21 protein-coding genes are annotated in these 20,597 nt (G+C 63.6%); 13 read left to right on the top strand and 8 right to left on the bottom strand.

What is annotated here, in order from left to right; all coding sequences use genetic code 11:
* The first annotated feature begins 15 nt into the window (after positions 1–15).
* A complete protein-coding gene (locus B5483_RS17905) occupies positions 16–567 on the top strand; it encodes an RES family NAD+ phosphorylase (RefSeq protein WP_079731395.1) in 552 nt (183 codons plus the stop codon).
* Positions 568–660: 93 nt separating this feature from the next.
* On the opposite strand, the gene B5483_RS23255 is transcribed toward B5483_RS17905, so the two are convergent.
* Complete coding sequence (locus B5483_RS23255) at positions 661–837, bottom strand: hypothetical protein (RefSeq protein ID WP_176168100.1); 177 nt, start codon at positions 835–837, stop codon at positions 661–663.
* A gap of 272 nt (positions 838–1,109) precedes the next feature.
* Between B5483_RS23255 and B5483_RS17895 the strand changes: the two genes are divergently transcribed.
* The gene (locus B5483_RS17895) at positions 1,110–1,655 is read left to right on the top strand and encodes a DUF6088 family protein (RefSeq protein ID WP_245829353.1); all 546 of its coding nucleotides are present in this window, start codon (positions 1,110–1,112) and stop codon (positions 1,653–1,655) included.
* On the top strand, positions 1,624–2,577 hold the full coding sequence (locus B5483_RS17890) for a nucleotidyl transferase AbiEii/AbiGii toxin family protein (protein WP_245829351.1): 954 nt from the start codon (positions 1,624–1,626) through the stop codon (positions 2,575–2,577). Before B5483_RS17895 ends, B5483_RS17890 begins: the two co-directional genes overlap by 32 nt.
* A gap of 35 nt (positions 2,578–2,612) precedes the next feature.
* Here the strand turns inward: B5483_RS17890 and B5483_RS17885 are convergent, their stop codons facing one another.
* Positions 2,613–3,155: a helix-turn-helix domain-containing protein gene (locus B5483_RS17885; protein ID WP_079731391.1), complete on the bottom strand. Its 543-nt coding sequence runs from the start codon at positions 3,153–3,155 to the stop codon at positions 2,613–2,615.
* 453 nt (positions 3,156–3,608) lie between these two features.
* On the opposite strand from B5483_RS17885, the gene B5483_RS17875 reads away from it, so the two are divergent.
* Positions 3,609–4,664 carry a DUF2493 domain-containing protein gene (locus tag B5483_RS17875; RefSeq protein ID WP_079731390.1) on the top strand — a complete coding sequence of 352 codons (1,056 nt, stop codon included), beginning with the start codon at positions 3,609–3,611 and terminating at the stop codon, positions 4,662–4,664.
* A gap of 435 nt (positions 4,665–5,099) precedes the next feature.
* The gene (locus tag B5483_RS17865) at positions 5,100–5,411 is read left to right on the top strand and encodes a hypothetical protein (RefSeq protein WP_079731388.1); all 312 of its coding nucleotides are present in this window, start codon (positions 5,100–5,102) and stop codon (positions 5,409–5,411) included.
* 125 nt (positions 5,412–5,536) lie between these two features.
* Here B5483_RS17865 and B5483_RS17860 read toward each other — a convergent pair whose 3' ends face one another.
* The gene (locus B5483_RS17860; protein WP_079731497.1) at positions 5,537–5,764 is read right to left on the bottom strand and encodes a hypothetical protein; all 228 of its coding nucleotides are present in this window, start codon (positions 5,762–5,764) and stop codon (positions 5,537–5,539) included.
* 472 nt (positions 5,765–6,236) lie between these two features.
* On the opposite strand from B5483_RS17860, the gene B5483_RS17855 reads away from it, so the two are divergent.
* From B5483_RS17855 to B5483_RS17825, 7 genes are all read left to right on the top strand, one after another.
* Complete coding sequence (locus B5483_RS17855) at positions 6,237–6,527, top strand: CopG family transcriptional regulator (RefSeq protein ID WP_079731387.1); 291 nt, start codon at positions 6,237–6,239, stop codon at positions 6,525–6,527.
* Entirely contained in the window at positions 6,514–8,844 is a 2,331-nt protein-coding gene (locus tag B5483_RS17850) for a type IV secretion system DNA-binding domain-containing protein (RefSeq protein ID WP_079731386.1), read from the top strand. The genes B5483_RS17855 and B5483_RS17850 overlap by 14 nt, the downstream gene beginning before the upstream one ends.
* Before the next feature lie 3 nt (positions 8,845–8,847).
* Entirely contained in the window at positions 8,848–11,892 is a 3,045-nt protein-coding gene (gene mobF, locus B5483_RS17845; RefSeq protein WP_079731385.1) for a MobF family relaxase, read from the top strand.
* A 5-nt stretch (positions 11,893–11,897) separates the two neighbouring features.
* Entirely contained in the window at positions 11,898–12,134 is a 237-nt protein-coding gene (locus tag B5483_RS17840) for a hypothetical protein (RefSeq protein WP_079731384.1), read from the top strand.
* Positions 12,124–12,327 carry a hypothetical protein gene (locus B5483_RS17835; protein ID WP_079731383.1) on the top strand — a complete coding sequence of 68 codons (204 nt, stop codon included), beginning with the start codon at positions 12,124–12,126 and terminating at the stop codon, positions 12,325–12,327. Before B5483_RS17840 ends, B5483_RS17835 begins: the two co-directional genes overlap by 11 nt.
* Before the next feature lie 15 nt (positions 12,328–12,342).
* The gene (locus B5483_RS17830) at positions 12,343–12,687 is read left to right on the top strand and encodes a hypothetical protein (RefSeq protein ID WP_079731382.1); all 345 of its coding nucleotides are present in this window, start codon (positions 12,343–12,345) and stop codon (positions 12,685–12,687) included.
* A 243-nt stretch (positions 12,688–12,930) separates the two neighbouring features.
* Positions 12,931–13,119 (top strand): hypothetical protein, encoded by a 189-nt coding sequence (locus tag B5483_RS17825; protein WP_079731496.1) that lies wholly within the window; start codon positions 12,931–12,933, stop codon positions 13,117–13,119.
* Here B5483_RS17825 and B5483_RS17820 read toward each other — a convergent pair.
* Complete coding sequence (locus tag B5483_RS17820; protein ID WP_079731495.1) at positions 13,116–13,889, bottom strand: GntR family transcriptional regulator; 774 nt, start codon at positions 13,887–13,889, stop codon at positions 13,116–13,118. The two genes, B5483_RS17825 and B5483_RS17820, sit on opposite strands and share 4 nt — an antisense overlap.
* Before the next feature lie 178 nt (positions 13,890–14,067).
* On the opposite strand from B5483_RS17820, the gene B5483_RS17815 reads away from it, so the two are divergent.
* Entirely contained in the window at positions 14,068–14,727 is a 660-nt protein-coding gene (locus tag B5483_RS17815; RefSeq protein WP_245829349.1) for an FCD domain-containing protein, read from the top strand.
* Positions 14,728–14,823: 96 nt separating this feature from the next.
* Here the strand turns inward: B5483_RS17815 and B5483_RS17810 are convergent, their stop codons facing one another.
* From B5483_RS17810 to B5483_RS17795, 4 genes are all read right to left on the bottom strand, one after another.
* The gene (locus tag B5483_RS17810) at positions 14,824–15,144 is read right to left on the bottom strand and encodes a carboxymuconolactone decarboxylase family protein (protein ID WP_245829347.1); all 321 of its coding nucleotides are present in this window, start codon (positions 15,142–15,144) and stop codon (positions 14,824–14,826) included.
* Positions 15,145–15,212: 68 nt separating this feature from the next.
* On the bottom strand, positions 15,213–16,391 hold the full coding sequence (locus tag B5483_RS17805; protein WP_079731380.1) for an acetyl-CoA C-acetyltransferase: 1,179 nt from the start codon (positions 16,389–16,391) through the stop codon (positions 15,213–15,215).
* A gap of 56 nt (positions 16,392–16,447) precedes the next feature.
* Entirely contained in the window at positions 16,448–19,894 is a 3,447-nt protein-coding gene (locus B5483_RS17800) for a pyruvate carboxylase (protein WP_217698219.1), read from the bottom strand.
* Between the two features lie 10 nt (positions 19,895–19,904).
* Positions 19,905–20,540, bottom strand: coding sequence for a CoA transferase subunit B (locus B5483_RS17795; protein ID WP_079731378.1), 636 nt, complete (start codon positions 20,538–20,540; stop codon positions 19,905–19,907).
* Positions 20,541–20,597: the final 57 nt, after the last annotated feature.

Here is a 20,597-nt window from a genome sequence, read left to right as displayed (position 1 = left end):
TCAGACACCCTCAAGGTGGCACTTGCCTTCAGCAGGTTCGACGGTCTCGTCTACCGCGCGCATCATCCGGCCTGGGCCTACGATCCCGAATCCGGCGAAGGCGCGAAACTCCATGGCGGACGGTTCAACCGCATCGGCACGGCCTGCTTCTACGCGGCGCTGAGCCTCGAGACGGCCTGGCTCGAAGCCCAGCAGGGTTTCGCCTTCAAGGCGCAGCCGCTGACCATCTGCAGCTACCGCGCCGAGATTGCCGATGTGCTCGACCTCACCGATCCCACGGTGCGCGATCACGCCGACGTCACCCTCACGCAGCTGGGCTGCGCGTGGGAGCGGCTTGCCGGTGACCGCAAGTCTGTTCCGACCTGGGAGCTTGCCGACCGGCTGATCGCGGCAGGTTGCGCGGGCGTCATCGTTCCGAGCTTTGCCTCGCGTGCGACGCCTGACGATCGCAATCTCGTGCTGTGGTCGTGGAGCCGCGAAGCGCCGCATCGCCTGGTCGTGATCGATGACGAGCAGCGCTTGCCGCGTGATCAATCATCGTGGCAGGATCACCCAAAGTCGACCTAAGCCATTGATAACATTTAACATAAGCTATATTATCAATCTGAACGATCTCTCCAAAATGGAGATGTCACCCTGCGGCCTATCGGCCTGTCCGGCTCAGCTTCGGCCGCCGTCTGGACCATCTTCGGGCGGCGCATCCTTCAGCAGCAAGCCGCCCGGAACCAGTTCGGCGACGAGGCGCGATCCAGGTCGCCAACCCTGCCGGGCCATGACGTCATCAGGAAGCTGGAACTCACCGTTGGCGTCAATCGGGACGATCTTGTCTTGTCGCATTGTCAAATCCCTCAGCGCAGCTTCGAGCCTTTCAGACGCGACCATGCGTACCGCCCCACCAAGAGGCAAGATTTACCCCGCATTTTGCTAAAGTGGCTTTCTTGCAGGGTAACGCTGGTCGCGGGCGCCGCTGGCGCGACCCACCGGAGGCGCCCCGTAGGCATTGCTTGAAATCTTTACGACTTGGGTCTATCTGGATGCCGTAAACGTCGTATGTTGGTTGAACGATGCCGAGCCTTGCGAACCAGATTCTGGCCTCCATCCCGGAGAATGTGACCGTCGATCGCGGCGCACTCGTGCTGTCGGCTGACTACGATTCGATCGGACGCGCGCTCAAGCAGCTCGTTGCGAACGGCAAGCTCGTCCGCGTCGGCCGCGGCCGTTACCGCAAGTTTGGCGGTCAGGCGACCTGTTCGGCATCGTCGATTGCTGATCTCATCGGGCAGCGGGTCCGGCGGTCGCGGCGCAACGTCTTCTTGCGTGCCGATTTCGATGAATTCGGAAGCTATGATGCCGTCGGGCGCGCGCTGCGCCAACAGGTGCAGTCAGGCCGCCTGGTCCAGATCGGCTATGGTCTTTACGCCAAGGCCGAGCTGTCGCCGCTGACCGGCAAGCCCGCGCCCATTGTCGGCATTCGCACACTGGCGAGCGAAGCGATTGCCAGGCTCGGCAAATCGGTCGAGCCCTCGCGCTTCGACAAGGCCTATAACAGCGGACTCTCGACCCAGGTCCCTACGGGGCGCACCTTGACGGTCAATGCCCGGATCCGTCGCCGGATCGGCTACGATGGCAACTATGTCGTTCTCCAACCCGCCTGACCGCAGGACGCTGGGACGGGTAGCGGGCGCCCTCGCCGTCGACGAAGCCTTCGTCGAAAAGGACTGGTATGTCGTCCAGGCGATCCGAGCCCTGCTGGCGCTCGACGACGCTGACCTCACGCCTGTGTTTTCCGGAGGAACCTCGCTGCTCAAGGGCCACGGCCTGATCAAGCGCTTTTCCGAAGACATCGACTTCAAGCTGAGCCTGTCGGCAGAATTCGCCGACTTGTCGAACCATCAGCAGCGCCGCCGGCTCGGCGACTATCGCGACCGGCTGACGGCGCTGTGGTCCGACCTCGGCTTCACCGGTCTGGAAGTCGAAGCCCGCAGCGGCAATTCCTTCCTGCAATTCGAAATGAATTACCCGACCAAGCTCGGCGGACATGCGGCGCTGCGCCCGCACATCCTTGCCGAACTGTCTGCAAGGCCGCCTTCCCTGCAGCCGGTCTCACGTTCGATTGCCTCGTTTGTCGCACAGTTCCGCACGGCCGAGCCCGAGGTGCCTGCCATCCTTTGTATCGATCCGGTCGAGACCGCAGCAGACAAGCTGAGCGCCTTTGCCTGGCGCTCGATTGCGCGCGATCGCAGCCACCCCGATGACGATCCGACCATCGTGCGCCACCTTCACGATCTTGCGGCCCTCGAGGCCGTCGCTGGCGCCAGCGACGAATTTCCGGCCATGCTTCTTGAAGCGCTGCGCGCCGATACAGCGCGCGGGCAAGGCGCGGTGCAAGACTTGCCGCCGCGAGAACGGCTCATGGCGATGCTCGATCGCGTGAAGCGCGATCCGGATTATCCCGCCGAGTACCGGCAATTCGTCGAGAGCATGGCCTTTGCAGGTGCGGCCGACGTTCCCGCTTTCGAGCAGGCCGTAATAGCGCTCGAGCGACTTTGCGGACTACTTCCATGCGAGACCAAATGAGCGCGGCCGGCACAGCGTGAACTGATGGATCTGATTTACTCTGGCGTGCCATCGTCCGGCGTTTGGCAGAGCGCAACGACAATCCTGAAAGGCATCTCGTTGGTTCTGACCTGGGCACCTGTCATGAACAAAAACCTCATGACTTTCAGCCAACGATCTTCATCGAGGTCGAGAGAAGCGCGCTCCATCGTGGCCAACTCCAGCAGACGCCGCTTCAGTGCTCCGCCCTGCAACCAGGACTGCGCACGGTAATGACATGAATCTATCGGGCTAAGGAGCAGTTCGTCCAAGCTCAGATCGGCCAAACGTGCGGCCTTGCATAGGATGCGGACAGGTGGCTCGCGTTGCGTCTTTTCATATGTGACCAACGCAGACTGAGACGTTCCAATTGCTTCGGCGAACTGCTTCTGGTTCATTCGGAGTCGCTTGCGAATGGCCAGAAGCTTTGGCCCCAAGGGATCCGCCTCGGGGCTTTCATCAGTCGCTGGGGGTGCCTCGCAATGCGGCACGTTTCCATGCGCAGAGCGTCGCGACTTGCCGTTCTTGCGAACCGCAGGAGCCCGAACTTCTTGTTTCATAGCCAAACCCTCCGAAAAGGGCCTGGTGGAAATGGCGCAAGGCCAGGTTAGGCAACTGGCCGACGCTTGGCAAGCGATTGGCCGGGAGCCTGCTCACCGCAGTCGACCGCGCGTGCCACCAGAACTGTATCAGGTGGAGTTTTGCGGTTAACCCCGAACGCCCCAATGGGGATCGGGGGCAAAACCGTAATCTTTCTCTCATCTCGGTGGCTGAGCGAAATCAGCATCGCCAAAGCATGACGCCTGGGAGATTGGCGGCCGTCAAGGATCGCGGGTGCCCCCCGATTTTGGCCTGCTGCGGCTAGCGCCTTGCGAGCAAAATCGGCTCCCCCCACGCCCGCGAAACGCGGCGGCAGCGCGTGCGCGCCGCCGTCCCTGACTGCCTGACTCCGGCGTCCTTCCGATGGCATCTTTCATCAGCGTGATGAGAGAAAATTCCATTTGGAGGTTATCATGACGGACCGTTTCTCGAACTTCGCCGACCTTGCCGAACACTATGCGCGCGAAATCGCGACGCCCGACTATGCCCGGGCATTCATGGAGCAGACCGAACTGGCGAAGCTCTCGATCGAGCACGAGCCGAGCGCTGCCGAAATGCCCGACCCAGAAGTGGCGCAGGCAGCGATCGAGATGATGCTGGCAACCGTGTTCGATCTGTTCCGTGACACCCGGATGGAGGACTTCGCGAGCGAAGTCGCATGGGGCGTGGCCAACAGCTTCCATGTCGTCGCCAAGCGCCTCGATGACCGCGAGGACGCGATGGCGAATCGGCTCCAGGAGAAGCTGCGCGAATACGATCCAAGCGAGGTCTATGCGACCGATCTTGAGGACCTCACCATGCAGGCCCGCAGCCTCGCCGAATGCCGCGATGCGATGGAGTGCATGCGTGACCATGCCGCGCGGATCTACCTCGTCGAAACCGGCCGTCCGTTCTCGCCGGTCCGGGGCTCGCGGGTCTCGTCCAAGACCAATGCCTCGATGATCGAAGCGCGCGACTATCTTGCGGCACAGAAGGCGCAGCGGCGCGAGCAGTTCGCCCCATCGGGTCCGGTCGTGGTCTTCTCGGGCGGACAGCAGTTCACGGATATTGCCCTCGTGGAAGACTATCTCGACGCGATCCATGCCCGGGTCCCGTCGATGGCTCTGGCAACGACCGCCCAGAACAAGGGCGCGGACGTGATCGCGGCAGCCTGGGCATCGCGCCACAATGTGCCGGTGATCCTGTGCAAGCCCGATACCTCGCGGGGACCTTCGGCACCCTATCAGCGCAACGCCCGCATGCTCGCCTTCAAGCCGGTCGAGGCGGTGGTGTGCAGCGGCGGCGGCATCCAGGCGAACCTTGCCGACCGTCTGCGCGAAGCCCGCATTCCCCTCCACATCGTGCGCGACGCATCGGTCCAGAACGAGGTTCCGGCGGCGCGGACCAAAGTAGCAGCGCAAGCCGAGCGGCCTGCGATGAAGCGCACGGCATGTGGCGCCGTCAATGCCGATGAACTCCCGCCGTTCTGACCGGGACCTGCTCCGATTGCATCAAGCATGAAGGGTGTCCGGCCTCACCGCCGGATGCCCTTCTTTTTTGTCGATCGGGACGCACACGTTCATGGCCCGGCTCGCTCGCTTCTTGCCCCCGCCAGCAATGGCCTGACGGCCTGCTGGTAGGGGGCGCGAAGGCTTCGCATCGGCCGGGCGGCAAGACCCGTGCCTGGGACCACACGAGGAGCTGCCCAACAGGGTTTAACATTCTCGCAGACTTCCAAGTATGATGGCCGCCATTGGCCCGCGTCAAGAAGGGCGGTTCCCCCAATTTTTACGCCTGAAGAAGGCGAAAAAATCGGCTCCCCCACCCCCGCTAGCGCGGCGGGCCGCGAGCGGCCCGTTCCTGACCCGGGCCAAGCTCGGCCATCCCGGAGGTGACCTCTTCAATTCCTTTGACAGGAGGCTCACATGAACGCTCTTACCAAGACCCTCGACATCCCGGCTTTCGACCCCATCAGCTACGACGCAGCCGTGCGCGCCGCGACGATCCGGGCCCAGCACAGCTTCTTCGACCAGCACGTCATCGAGGACGAGTTCGGCTGCTTTCTCGCCATCGACGAGGGCGACTACAACGCCCTGCCCCAGGACCTGATCGACCGGATCGTCCATTCCGTCCCGGGCATGATGGCGGACGACTTTGATGAACCGAACATCGCCCGCGCCGCAAGCTTCATAAGTGTGGTGATGGATCCCGAATGGGACGCGGACTGCCCGTTCTGAAATGATCATCGACCGCTGCGCCGGAGGGCTCTTGAGGGGCTCTCCGGCCCCCTTTTTTGCGTGTCCAGATAAAGCACAGCCGGGGCATCGAGCCCCGGCTGTGCTGGCCTCTGCCGAGGCCGGTTTCAGCTTGCCCGCAGGCGCTTCTCCGCTTCGTCCAGACCGAGCTTTCCGAGAGCGGCGAAGAATGCTTCGACCCTCTCGAACGGCGCCTTGCCGAGAACCGATTTGTGCATCAGCTCGACACTCGCCGCCCGCTCGCTTTCGCGCAGTTTCGTCTCGCGCGCTTCCAGCGCCTGACGCTCCCTTGCGATCGCCTGTCGCTCCGCTTCAAGGCTTCCTTTCCTGGCCATGATGATACCTCGTGGGTTGGTGCTGAAACCTCCCGGCCTGAGGATTCCAAGCAGCGAGCGCAGTGGCAAGGCTTTTGCCATCGGTCCTGCAAATAAATCGGGCCGCCCGTCCTGTAATCAGTGTCGCTCAATGTCTCCAGGACAGGCGGTCAAGGCTCGAATCCATGCGCATCAAAGACCAGAAACCGCCCACCAGGCACAAGCTATCGGATTAAGGGGAAGGATTGCACACCCTACACGGCAGGGCCGTAGGTAGAATGGCGGAAATGCGTGTGTATACAGAGTAGGCGTTTGGTAATACATCGTATTACAGCGTTGAAACCCGTCGTTGCAGTCTTGGAATTCCGCGAGTTTCACGGTATTACATTGTAATACGCCATTCGATCCCTAACGGCTTTCTTGCCAAGGACCTGCCGATGGCCTAAAACCTGTCGCGCGCAATCTCCACCAGGCCCTCTCGAAGGGCGTGGTGATGACTGAAACAGTTCTGATTACCCTCCGGCTTCCACAGCCACTGGCCGATGCGGCGCAGGCCGCCGCAACCACGCAAAACATCTCACGATCGAACCTCCTGCGAATCGCGCTCGAGCAATTCCTGGGCGTCATGTCGGGCACCAGCGAGGCGGACCGCCGCCGGCAGTTCTCGGCCGAGTATCTGTTCCTGGTCGCCGACCTCATCGTGCAGCGCCAGTACCCCGATGCCCATAGCGCGCTGATCACCGAAGCCGAACGCCGGATGGAGGCGCTCTGTGCCGCGTCCTGACACCTGGTCCGACCGGGCGCGGCCGGGCAAGCTGCAGCACCATTCCGCGCGCGGGAACATGCCGCGCAACGCCGGCGATTTTACCCGGGGGTCGCAGCTCATCACCCACGAATTCATGATGTGGTTCGCCTCCGCAAAGATGCCTCTCTTGGTGTGGTTCTTCACCTTCTGCATCGCGCTTTCGATCGTCCTCGCGCTGCTGCTTCATGAGCACGAGATCCAGATGATCCTGATGCGGATCTATGCCGCTGGATGGACCTTCATGGAGTTCTCGCACGCCAAGATTCTCAACCTCACCCTTCCCTCCGGCGAAGTCGTCCGGGCCCCTGTCGGCATGGTCGCCTCGCACCCCGATGTGGTCATCGCCTGGAACAAGTTGATGCGGGCTTGTCTTGGCTCGCTGTTCATCTCGCTGTTCGTCGCGGTGCCGATCGCGGTGTGGTTCGTCGACTTCTCCAAGCGGCGCGGCAAGTCGATCCTCGAGGAGCGACATCAGCGCGGCGCCATGCTGGTCGACGCTGCCGAGCTTGCCAATGTCATCAATGCCCACAACCGCGATATGCTCGGCGCAGAGATCGCCGAGCGCCTTCCCGGCAAGAGCTTCGACGAGGTCATGAAAATGAGCCTCGCGACGCGCAAGGAGGCGGGCATCCATCACGTCTATTCGATCGCGGGGGTGCCCTTCCCCTGGCGCACCGAACAGGCCCACACGATCATGATCGGCTCGACCGGCACGGGGAAGACGACCCAGATGCGCGCGCTCATTGCGCAGATGCGCGCGCGGCGCGACCGGGCCGTCGTGTTCGACCTCACCGGCGCTTACGTCGAGGCGTTCTACAATCCCGCAACCGACACCATCCTCAACCCCATGGACGAGCGCTGTCCGTCCTGGTCGGTGTTCGCCGAAGCGAAGAACCACGCCGATTTCACCGGCATCGCCGCCGCCCTGCTTCCGGCAGATGGCGGCGGCGCAGAACCCTTCTGGATGCTGGCTGCGCGCACGCTGTTCGTCGAGACCTGCATCAAGCTGATCAAGCTTGGCGAGGCGACCAACCAGGCGCTCGCCAGCAAGCTGATGATGGCCGACCTCAAGGAGGTCCACAAACTCCTCGAGCATACCGTTGCCGATCCGTTGACCGCGCCCGAGGCGGCGAAGATGGCGGAATCGATCCGCGCCGTCTTCAACACCAATGCCCAGGCCCTGCGCTTCCTGCCTGAGGGCAAGGAGGCGTTCTCGATCTCCGACTGGATTCGTGCGGAGAACAAGCCTGGCTCGATCCTCTTCATCACTTCCTCGCACAACGAACTGGTGCTCAACCGGGCGCTGCTGTCGCTCTGGATGAACCTTGCGGTTCACACCCTGATGCGTCTGCCGCGCACCCGCGATCTTCGCACCTGGTTCTTCTTCGACGAGGTCCACGCGCTGCACCGCCTGCCGGCGATCGAGGACGGGCTGCAGACCGCGCGCGGCTTTGGCGGTGCCTTCGTGCTCGGCATCCATTCCTTCGCCAAGCTCGCCGAGACCTACGGCAAGGAAGGCGCGCAGAACCTTGCCTCGCTCGCGCGGACCAAGCTCGTTCTCGCCGCAGCCGACCGCGACACCGCCGAGCACTGCTCGGACTACATCGGGCACCGCGAAGTCAGGATGATGGATGAGGCCTACAGCTACGGCTATTCCAACATCCGCGACGCGGCGACGATCACCCCGCGCTCCGAAGTGCAGCCGCTGGTGCTGCCCGATGACATCATGAAACTGCCCTCGCTGCGCGGCTTCCTGGTGTTCCCGGAAGGCTTCGATGCCGCTCGGATCAAGCTCACCTACAAGGACTATCCCAAGGTTGCCGAAGGCTATGTCCTGCGCACCCATGTCGAGCCGATCGAGTTTGCACGCGATGCCGATGATGACGCCGAAACCGAAGGCGGCGGGCGCGAGACCAAGGACGAACTTGAAATCGCCCCGGCACCCGCGATCAACGACGAACCGGCAAAGCCGCAGCCCGCTCCCCGACAGGAAGAGTTGAACTTTGCCGTCACGCAGACCGAGGCCGCGGCAGCGCCGCAATCCAGCCTTGGACGTTCGATGATCGCCAGTGCCGAGATTGTGAAGAGCGCGGCAACCACGCGCGCCCGCGAGACAGAAACCGCGTCCAAGACGCCCCGCAGCGCCGGGCCGAAGGTCCCTGCCCAGCGGTCCACCCAAGCCGCCCGCGAACTTACCGAAGCAATCGACCGCGAAGCCGCAGCGGGACGCGAGAAGGAACCGACGCGAGAGCCCGAGATCGATGTCCCCAGCCACGATGACGGACCGGAGCTGTAACCCATGCACTCCATCGCATCCGTCAGGTCGTCGAGCGGCGCAGCCGACTATTTCGCGAACGACAACTACTACACGGCCGATGAACACGCGGAAGCCGGGGTCTGGGGCGGAGAGGGTGCGCGCGCACTCGGACTTGAGGGTCAGGTCGAGCGCGATCAGTTTGAAGCAATCTTGAATGGGCGCTTGCCCGATGGCGAGATGGTGGGTCAGGTCGAAGGGCGGCGCCTGGGTCTCGACCTCACCTTCTCGATGCCCAAGTCCGCCTCGATCCTGGCGCTGGTGAGCGGCGACAAGCGGATCCTCGATGCGCACCTCGCCGCCGTCAAATCGACCATGTCGCAGCTCGTCGAAAAGCAGTTTGCCGAGAGCCGCAATTACGATCGTTCGCGCAGCGGCGAGCCGCAAAAGACCGGCAACCTCGTCTATGCGCTGTTCGCCCATGACGCGAGCCGCGCGCTCGATCCACAGGGCCATATCCATGCCGTCGTCGCCAACCTGACCCGCGATCCAAAGGGTACCTGGAAGGCGCTGTGGAATGGCGAAATCTGGAAAAACAACACGACGATTGGACAGTTCTACCATGCCGCCTTCCGCGCCCAGTTGCAGAAGCTCGGCTACGAAACCGAGGCGGCGGGAAAGCACGGCTCGTTCGAGATCAAGGGCGTGCCAAGCTCGGTCATCAAGGAGTTCAGCCAGCGCCGCGAAGACATCCTGACCAAGGTCGAGGAACTCGGCATTGCATCGCCGCAGGGACAGGACCGGGTGACGGTCAACACCCGCGATCCCAAACTTGCCGTCGAGGACCGGGCGGCCCTTGTCCAGGCATGGCAGGATCGCTCCACGGCACTGGGATTCGACGGCAAGGCGCTTATCGCCGAAGCAAGGGCCAGAGCCGAGCTGCACACACGCCCGACCTTCCGCGAAACGGCAACCGCAGCGCTCGGTGAAGTCTCGACCCGGATCGGCGCTGCTCTGCGCACGCCAAGCCCGCTGGCGGTGAGCGGCGCGGCCGCTCTGTTCCTTCCCGCGGGCACGATCAAGGCGCAGCACGCGACGGCGTCGGCCATCCGCCACTTGTCCGAGCGCGAGGCGGCGTTCTCGCCGCAGGCGATCCTCAGTGCTGCTTTGGGTTTCCAGATCAAGGGTCTCGAAGGCGGTGCCGTCGTGGAGCGGATCGGCGAACTCATTCGCGACGGCCACCTGATCCCGGGCAAGACTGACCGGCTCGATGGCCACTTCGATCTGGTGACGACCCCGGCCGCGCTCGCCATGGAACAACAGTTTCTGGACCGCATTGATGCCGGGGCCGGAAAGGGCCGCACGTTCATGCCGCCCGAGCAGGCCATGGCGCGGCTGCAGGACGCGGCGCGCGAACTTGGGCAGGCCCGCGCCGGGGTCGATACCTGGCAGCTCAACGAGGGACAACTCGCAGCCGGCGTCGCGATCCTCTCCGGCACCGATCGCTTTCTCAATGTCCAGGGCGTGGCGGGCGCGGGCAAGTCGACGCTGCTCGGCGCGCTCGACAAGGTCCTGAGTGATGAAGGCGTCAAGCTCGTCGGGCTTGCCTTCCAGAACAAGATGGTTGCCGACCTGCGCGGCGGGGGCGGCCAGGGCATGTCGGCCGAGCAGATGCGCGAGGCGGGGATCGAGGCTTACACGATCGCCAAGTTCCTCAGCACCTATGGCGGGGCTGCGGCCGCGGGATCGGGCGAGCGCTTCGAGGCTGCCAAGGCAGCGCTCGCCAATACGGTCATCATCACCGACGAAAGCTCGATGGTCTCCTCGCGCGACATGCTGCGGTTGACTGCGCTGGCCGAGCAGCTCGATCTCGCCAAGGCGCCGTTAATGGGCGATCGCCAGCAATTGTCGGCGATCGAACAGGGCAAGATGTTCGCCGTCAGCCAGGCTGCGGGGCAAGCCACCGTGCGGATGGACGAAAACATCCGCCAGAAGAACTCGCCCCTGCTGCTTGCCGTCGCCGGGCTCTCGAACGAGGGTCATGCGAGCCTCGCACTCGATCTTCTTGCCGCGCACGGCCGGGTGATTGAGGCGGGGCCCGATCACGTCTCCCGCGCCGCCGACCTCTGGCTGTCACTCAGCCCCGACAAGCGCGAGGCGACCGCTATCTTCACCGCCGGGCGCGATGACCGCGCCGAGATCAATGCGCGCGTCCAGGCAGGATTGCTCAAGGAAGGTACGCTCACCGGGCCAGGCCTCACCCTCACCACCCTGCAGAGCGCCAACACCACGCGCGAGGAGCTTCGCTTCGCCTCGACCTACCGGGTGGGCCAGGTGCTCGACGCGCGGATGGACGTGCGCGAATTGGGGCTGAAGCGCGGGGAGTATGAGGTCCGCGAGATCCGCAAGGACGGCAAGGTCGTGCTCGAGGCCGGGGGACGGCGCAAGGTCATAGACCCGGACCGCATCGATCCCGATCACCGCTTCGACCGGATCGGACTCTACGAACAGAAGCTGCTGAAGATCCATGACGGCGAGACCGTGTTCTGGCGCGACAAGGATGGGTCCCGCGACATTGCCAAGTCGACCTACGCGACGGTGCTCGAGGCCCGGCCCGAAGGCGTGCGGGTCGAGCTTGCCGACAGGCGGCAACTGGTGCTCGCGCCGGGCGATCCGATGCTGCGCCGGCTCGACCTCGGCTATGCGCTCAATGCCCACATGGCGCAGGGCATGACCAAGCCTGAAGCGATCGAGGTTATCTCCTCGTCGCAGCGCAATCTCGCGACCCAGCGCACACAGAATGTGCTCAATACCCGTGCGACCGACGACATGATGGTCGTCACCAACAATCTTGAAGGCCTGAAGCAGCAGCTCGACCACACCCCGGGCAACAAGACCTCCGCGCTCGAGGTGACCGGCAAAGTCGAGGTCGAACCCCGCCACCATAACCCGGTCGACGCGCGGCAGTTGCCGGAACTGAGGATGAGCCCCGAGCTCAAGGCCAAGCTCGACGCAGTGCTGGGCAAGGTACCCGAACCACCCATACGGCAACTCCCCGTGCCCGAGAAATCGCTGGGGCTGGACCTTTGAAACCCATGCCCGCCCTCGCCCCTGCCGCGGCCACCCGGGTGCTCGACCGCGCGCACTCCACGCTCGTCTGGCTGGCTGTCCTCGCGTTCGTGCTGCCCGAACCTGCGGCGCGCGCCCTTGTCATCCTCGCGATGGTCGCAGTCGCCCTTGCCGCGGCAGCGGTCGCGTTCCTCGCGCCATCGGCGCCCCAATCAGAGCCTGAACCCAATCCCGAACCGATGGAGAGCGACAATGGCCTTTGACCACGAGGAAGTCGGCGACTTCGCAAGCGAGCGCGACGCCCAGGAATGGGCGGAGCGCAATAACATCGATCCCCAGGATCTCCACTTTCGCGCTCGCGGAAGGCGGGGCGTCACCCTGAGCGTGCGCCGGTCGGCGCTCGGGGATTCGTCGCGCGGCGACCTCTCATACGGTCGCCGGAACGGCTTTTTCTGAACAAGGAGACTAGCCATGAAACGATATGCCTATCTGCTCGCCCCGCTGCTTGCGGCGGCCGCCACCCCTGCCCTCGCCGCCGAACCCGCTCCCAGAGCGTCCGCGCCGGCAACCTTGATCCAGGGCCAGCTCGAGAGCCGGGCCAGCCCCGAACAGACTAGGGTAACCTTCGCCCGCCTGCGCGAAGCGCTCGAGGCGCGCAAGCAGGCGCTCAAGGATGCCGCTGCCCGTGCCCATCAGGACGCCGATGGCCTCTGTTCGGATTGCCCGGACAAGGCGGCTACCACCCATCCCCATTCCGCCAGCGAAGAGCGCAAGGCCGACTGCATCCACTGCGTCGAGCAGGCCATCTACGCCTGACCGGAACGTCGGCGCGGTCCGGGCCACCTCCCACCGGACCGCGTCGGCCCGATAACCTTTCTGCAATTGCGAATGAGACGAGCGGAGTTCTTATCGCAGTTGCGGCATAGGCCTTTAAGGGCACTTACCTAACTCGCTCCAAAATAGAGACATCTCGGCAAATTTAACGTGCCGAAATATTGACAGAATGTCTTTATTCAACAATCGTTTGCTCTTTTAGCTTCGGGGGCGGCTTTGATGCGCATGCAGCGACTTCTGATCGATCGAAGTACGCTCGACCTGATTGTCTCCGACGGCAACGATTTCCTCAATGTTCTGAATGCCGCCGGGCTCCTCCAAGCCGCCAATCTGATGACGGCAGTGCTGCAGCAACTCGAAACCGACCAGTCGCGGTTGTCCGACGAGGAACCACCTGCTGCGCCGATAACCTAGCCCTGTCCCAAGCTCCGCGCGGGAACGCCGAACGGAATGAGCCGGCCATCCGCACCTGCTTCGCGCGTTCCTTGCCCGTAGAGACGCCCGTCGATCTCCAGGGTAGGCGCAAAGTGGACTATGGCGGCAACCTCGCCTTCATGTGATCCCATCGCCGCGATCGCGGCCAGGACCGCCTCGCGCGCCGAGTAGATGTCTTCGCGCATCAACAGGCGCGCCATCGAGGCCGAACGCTCGGTGATGGCGGCCGCGATCTTCTGGTGCATCCGGAACGACTGCTCGGCATCCTCGGCGCGCTGCGACCAGGCGATCCGGCGGTGAAGCGCGTTGGGCAGCGCCATGCGCGCCATCTCGGCGATCTGCGGGATGCGCGACATGCGCATGACCTCGATGTGGAAGCGCAGGTTCTCGTGGATGACGCGCTCGAGGTCTTCGTGGCTGTCGGGCGCCGCCTCGCAGACCTCGGCAGCGAGCGCCCCCAACAGCGAAATCTCGGCCGCACTGGCGCGTGTCGCCGCCCGCGAGGCGGCATGTCCCTCAAGGTTGGCGCGCATCTCGAAGAGATCCTCGACCTCTTCGGCTCGCCAGGTGCGCACCGTGAACTCACTGCGTGACTGGCGCATCAGGTAGCCTTCGAAGGCGAGTGCATTGAGGACCTCGGCGACGGCGGCAGGGCGGCATTTGTAGAGTTCGCCAAGCTCGCCCTTGGGGATGATCTGGCCCGGCAAATAGCGCGCCGAAAGGACCCCGAACCTGATTTCGAGGAACATGCGTTCGGCAAGTGAATGCGCCTTGGCCAAGTGACGAGCCCCCATGGGCGAGTTCTGGCCCGCCGCATATTTCCCTCTCCATAGCACAGGACCGATTTGATTTCCGAATCCTGCCGCTTCCGATTATCCCGTTTTTGCGATGAGGGAGTAGTTCGCCGCCTTGGGAACGCAGACGAAATTGGAAGGTGTACGAACAATTGCGTGTCCGGCGCGGCACGTCTTTTCCCTGCTTCGCGAGCCTCACAAACGTCGCCGTTTCGACAGTCCCTCCGATATCCCGGGCCTCAGCACGCTCACGGCGGACTGCGCCGACCATTTTGCCCAGGAACTCGTCGATCTCGCCCTCCTCACTCGCGATCACGGCCGCTACTCGATCAACGACTGGACCATCGTGCGGATCGTCGAGCACCTCGACCTTGCCGGCGCTATCCAGGCCATGGCCGCGGCGCAGGTGGCAGGCGCCGCGGGCAACGCAGACTTTTCCCATCTCGAACGGCTGAACGGCGTGCTGCGCGGCATGGACGACCGTGATCCTGCCAACCTCCTCGCTGGCGCCTATATCGATTACCAGTGGCACCTTGAATTGGTGCGGATCAGCGGCAATCGCGCGGCACTGGGTGCCTATTCCAGGGCGATCCCGCCGGCGGTGTGGATTGCGGGAGCGAACTTCTTCCAGCTTGAGGAAGCGCGCAGTTCATTGACCGAGCACGAGCGGCTCGTTGCCTACATGAAGGTCGGCGACACGCTCAGGGCGCGCGATGCCGTGGCACTCCATTTTGAAGAGGCCGCATCCCAGATCCGGCGGGCCGGGCAAGCGCGGATTGAGAGCTATCCATGATAGGAGACTAAACGGCTCAGGCGATGGCGAAAACTTTGTGATGATGTGTTTCGTAACGCCGTCCCCGCAATCGAACGCCCTGCATTCGGCGGATGTTCACCCTTCAACTACTGCAATCAGAATTTGCATTGCCGAGAGTGCAGCGGGAAACCCTGCATATACCGCAGAATGAATTACAATCTCGCGCAATTCATCCGAGCTCAAACCGTTATTGATACCGCCGCGCAGGTGGACCTTCAGCTCTTCAGGCTTGTTCAACGCTATGAGCATTCCGATGGTGATGATGGAACGATCCCGTCGGCTTAAGCCGTCTCGTGTCCAAATCTCGCCCCAAGCGAAGTCAGTTGCGAGCTCCTGCAACGGCCGAGCGATTTCTGGCGCTTCCTGGAAAGATGACCTTACACGCTCCTTGCCCACAACTTGCTCGCGAACGGCAAGGCCTGCAGCTCTCCGTGTTTCCCGGTCTGACAAAGGCGTGCTCCAGATTAGCTTGACCGTTCGATGCACATGGCGATGCCCATGCCGCCACCGATGCAAAGGGTGACAAGGCCTTTGCGTGCATCGCGCTTTTCCATTTCGTGGAGCAACGTCGTGAGCACCCGCGCGCCCGATGCGCCAATCGGATGGCCGATAGCAATCGCCCCGCCGTTCACGTTTACGATCTGCTCGTCAAAGCCCAATTCTCGCCCAACTGCCAGCGCCTGGGCGGCGAACGCCTCGTTTGCCTCGATCAGGTCGAGGTCGGCGACCGTCCAGCCCGCTTTATCGAGCGCCTTGCGCACCGCCGGCACCGGGCCGATGCCGAAGCGCGAGGGTTCGACCCCCGAGGTCGCCCAGCTGCGGATATGGCCCATCACCTTCGCCCCGCGCGCGGTGGCCTCCTCGGCCGACATCAGCACCACGGCAGCCGCACCGTCGTTGATGCCCGATGCATTGGCGGCGGTAATCGTGCCTTGTTTGTCAAAGGCGGGCTTCAGTCCGTTCAGCGCATCGATCGTCACGCCGTCGCGGATATATTCATCTGCATCGACCACCACGTTGCCCTTGCGCCCCTTGATCGTGACCGGGACGATCTCGTCACGGAATCGCCCGGCCTCGCGCGCGGCCTCCGCCCGATTTTGCGACTGGCAAGCGAAGCGGTCCTGATCTTCGCGGGTAACCTGCAATTCGGTCGCGAGCCGGTCCATGTGCAGGCCCATGTGCTCGCCATCGAACGCATCGGTGAGCCCGTCCTTGAGCATGGTGTCGACAAGCTGGACATTGCCCATCTTCGATCCATTTCGCAGCCGCTGCGCATGGGGCGAATTGGACATGCTTTCCTGCCCGCCGGCGACCACGATGCGGGCATCGCCGGCCTGGATCGCTTGCGCCCCGAGCGCAACCGCGCGCAGGCCCGATCCGCAGATCTGGTTGATGGTGAGCGCGGTCGCATCCGCCGGAATTCCGGCTGCAATTGCCGCCTGCCGGGCTGGGCCCTGACCGAGCGCGCCGGTCAGCACATTGCCCATGATGACCTCGTCGACCTCGGTCGGTGCGACCTCTGCCGCCTCAAGCGCCGCCACGATCGCGGCCTTGCCCAGCTCATGGGCCTGCAACGGAGCCAGCGCCCCCATGAAGCTGCCTACAGCGGTTCGTTTGGCAGCAATAATTACGACGTTGGTCATTGGTTCTGTTCCAGTTTTTCAGGTTTTTTTGCCAAGCAACTTCGCCCAAGCAAGTCCTAGGCGAAAGCCAACAGCAGATCTTTCGCATCAACAGATTGCCCTGCCTTGACCGCTAGTTCGGCAATAGTGCCGTCGCGGGGGGCTGTGATGGCGGTTTCCATCTTCATGGCCTCCAGCGTGAGGAGGAGGTCTCCCGCCTTGACCGCCTGACCCTGGCTGACGGATAGCACGCTCACCAAACCTGGCATTGGCGCGGCGAGCTGGCGCTCATCGGTCGGATCAGCCATGCGTCGTGTTTGTTTCGCAGCACCACTTTTCCGGTCGGCGACGGTGATGATGCGCGGCTGACCGTTCAGCTCGAAAAACAGCCGGACCGAGCCGTCCTCCTCGGTCTCGCCCATGGCGGTGAGGTGGATGACGAGAGTCTTGCCGCGCTCGATCTCGACATTGATCTCCTGCCCCGGCTGCATGCCGTAGAAGAAGATCGGCGTGGGGAGCGCTGACACCGGACCGAAGCGGCGCTGCGCATCGGCAAAGCCCTTGAAGACCTTTGGATACATCAAGTAGCTCGCGAACTCCTCCTCGGTGAGCGCGCGCCCGCATTGCACCTCGGCCCGCTCTCGCGTGGCGGCGAGGTCCTCGTCGCCCAGCAGGCTGCCGGGGCGCACGGTGATCGGTTGTTCGTCGCCCAGCACGCGCCTTTGCAGCGCCTCGGGCCATCCCCCCGGCGGCTGGCCGAGGTCGCCGCGCAGCATCTCTGCCACCGAGGCGGGGAAAGCGATGTCCTTGGCCGGGTCGAGGACGTCTTCGGACGTGAGGTCTTGGGCTACCATCATCAGCGCCATGTCGCCCACCACCTTGGAGGACGGCGTCACCTTGACGATGTCGCCGAACAGCAAATTGGCATCGTGATAGGCCTTGGCGACCTCGTGCCAGCGGGTATCGAGCCCGAGGCTGCGCGCCTGTTCCTTGAGGTTGGTGAACTGCCCGCCGGGCATCTCGTGGAAGTAGACCTCGGACGCACCCGACCGCAGATCGCTTTCGAAGGCGGCGTACTGGCTGCGCACCGCTTCCCAGTAGAAGCTGATCTGGCGGAAGGCATGAGCCCCGATGCCCGTATCGCGCTCAGTATGCTTCACCCCTTCAACTAGCGCGCCAAGGCAGGGCTGCGAGGTCGTGCCCGACATCGCATCCATCGCCGCATCGACGCTGTCCGCGCCGGCCTCGATCGCCGCCAGAAGCGTCGCTGCCCCCATGCCCGAAGTGTCGTGGGTGTGAAGGGCGATGGGCAGGTCGGTGACGTCGCGCAGCGCCTTGAACAGGGCGGTTGCGGCGGCAGGCTTCAAGAGTCCCGCCATGTCCTTCACCGCCAGCATCTGGCAGCCGGCGGCCTCCAGTTGCCGCGCAAGATCGACATAATAGGAAAGGCTGTATTTGGGTCGGCCCGGATCGATGATGTTGCCGGTATAGCACAGCGCGCCTTGCGCGATCTTGCCGCTTTCCAGCACCGCATCGATCGCGACGCGCATGTTCTCGACCCAGTTCAGGCAGTCGAACACCCTGAAGATGTCGATGCCCTTCGCCGCCTCGGCGATGAAGTGGCGCACCACATTGTCGGGGTAGTTGGTGTAGCCCACGCCATTGGCGCCGCGCAGCAGCATCTGGGTGAGCAGGTTGGGCGCCGCCTCACGGATAGCGTAAAGGCGCTCCCATGGGTCTTCGGACAGGAAACGCATGGCAACGTCGAAGGTCGCGCCGCCCCAGCATTCAAGGCTCAGCAATTGCGGGACGAGCCGCGCATAAGCTGGCGCGATCGCGACCATGTCCGCAGTGCGCATCCGCGTGGCGAGCAGGGACTGATGCGCGTCACGCATGGTCGTGTCAGTGAGCAGCGGGCGGTTCTGCGCGCGCACCCAGCGAGCCAGCCCCGCAGCGCCTTCCCGTTCCAGGATTTGCCTCGTCCCGTCGATCACGATGGGCGCGAGCATCGGCACTTGCGGCGGCTTGGCGTGGGCGGGCGGCCTGTTGCGTCCCTTCACATCAGGATGGCCGTTCACGGTGACATCCGCGATATAGGTCAGGAGGCGCGTCGCCCGGTCGCGCCGCTTGCCCACCTTGAGCAGGCCCGGCGTGTCGTCGATGAACCGCGTGGTGTAGCGGTTGGCGACGAAGTCGGGATGGGTGAGCACCGTCTCGAGGAAGCCGAGATTGGTGGCGACGCCCCTTATGCGGTATTCGCGCAAGGCCCGCGTCATGCGCGCGACGACCTCTTGCGGGGTCGGCGCCCAGGCGGTGACCTTTTCCAGCAGCGGATCGTAATGGCGGGTGACCACCGCGCCCGAATATGCGGTGCCGCCGTCCACCCGCACGCCATAGCCGAAGGCGCCGCGATAGGCGGTGATGCGGCCATAATCGGGGATGAAGTTGTTGGCCGGATCCTCGGTCGTGATGCGGCATTGCAGCGCATGGCCCGACAGCGCGATGTCCGCCTGCGCGGGAACGCCCGTCTCGCCCGCATCGCCCAGATGCCCGCCCTCGGCGATGCGGATCTGCGCCTTCACGATGTCTATCCCAGTCACCATCTCGGTGACGGTATGCTCCACCTGGATACGCGGGTTGACCTCGATGAAGTAGAATGCGCCGTCGCTCTCATCCATCAGGAACTCGACCGTGCCGGCTCCGACATAGGAAGTCGCCCGCCCGATCTTCAGCGCAGCCTCGCACAGCGCCTCGCGCGTCGCATCGTCGAGATAGGGCGCGGGCGCGCGTTCGATCACCTTCTGGTTGCGGCGCTGGATCGAGCAGTCGCGCTCGTAAAGGTGGAACAGGTTGCCATGCGTGTCGCCGAGCAGTTGCACTTCGACATGGCGCGCGCGGCGGACCAGCTTTTCGAGATAGACCTCGTCGCGCCCGAAGGCGGCCTTGGCCTCGCGCTTGCCCGAACGCACCGCCTCGATCAGCCCTGCCTGATCCTCGATCGGACGCATCCCGCGCCCGCCGCCGCCCCAGCTCGCCTTGAGCATCAGCGGATAGCCGATCCCCGCCGCGATCTGGCGGATCGCGTCCTCGTCCTCGGGCAGCGGATCGCTGGCCGGGACCACCGGCACGCCCGCGTTGATAGCGATACGCCGCGCCGAGACCTTGTCGCCCAGTTGACGCATCGTCTCGGGCGCGGGGCCGATGAAGGTGATCCCCGCCTTCGCGCAGGCATCCGCAAAGTCGGGGTTCTCCGACAGGAAGCCGTAGCCCGGATGGATCGCATCCACGCCGGCCTTCAGCGCAATGTCGATGATGCGCGCGCCATCGAGATAAGCCGCAATCGGCCCAGCGCCGTCACCCAGATGGTAAGCCTCATCCGCCTTGAAGCGGTGGAGCGACAGTTTGTCCTCTTCCGCATAGACCGCAACCGTCTGAATGCCCAGTTCGGTCGCGGCCCGGAATACGCGGATCGCGATCTCCGAACGATTGGCTACAAGGATGCGTTTGATTTTGCTGACCCGCACCGCGCCATCCTCAGCTGACGAATGCTGCGCTGGTCTTGGCTCGGATTTCATCTTCGCCAACGCCAGGTGCGCATTCAATTAAGCGGAAAGGTGAAGCATGGTCCGGCCGCTGGAAAACAGCGAGGTCAGTTACGATCATGTCGACCACGTTCTTGCCTGTCAGCGGCAGGGTGCAGGCCGGGATGAACTTGGGAGTGCCGTCCTTGGCACAATGTTCCATCACCACGATGATCTTCTTGACACCGGCGACCAGGTCCATTGCTCCGCCCATGCCCTTGATCATTTTGCCCGGGATCATCCAGTTGGCGATATTGCCGTTTTGCGCCACTTCCATCGCGCCGAGCACGGTGAGGTCGATATGGCCGCCGCGGATCATCGCGAAGCTCTGGGCGCTGTCGAAGTAGGCCGAATGCGGCAGTTCGCTGATGGTTTGCTTGCCAGCGTTGATCAGGTCGGCGTCAACTTCGTCCTCATACGGGAACGGACCGATCCCCAGCATGCCGTTCTCGCTCTGCAGCGTCACAGTCATGCCCTGAGGCACATGGTTTGCCACCAGCGTCGGGATACCGATGCCCAGGTTGACATAATAGCCATCCTGCAATTCACGCGCCGCCCGGGCGGCCATTTCATCGCGGGTCCAAGGCATCAGACGGCCTCCCTTTCGCGTGTAGTGCGAAATTCGATTTTCTTGTCGTAAGGCGCG

This window comes from Novosphingobium mathurense (genome assembly GCF_900168325.1).
GTDB lineage: Bacteria > Pseudomonadota > Alphaproteobacteria > Sphingomonadales > Sphingomonadaceae > Novosphingobium > Novosphingobium mathurense.
This window is presented reverse-complemented; position numbering and strand designations above follow the sequence as displayed.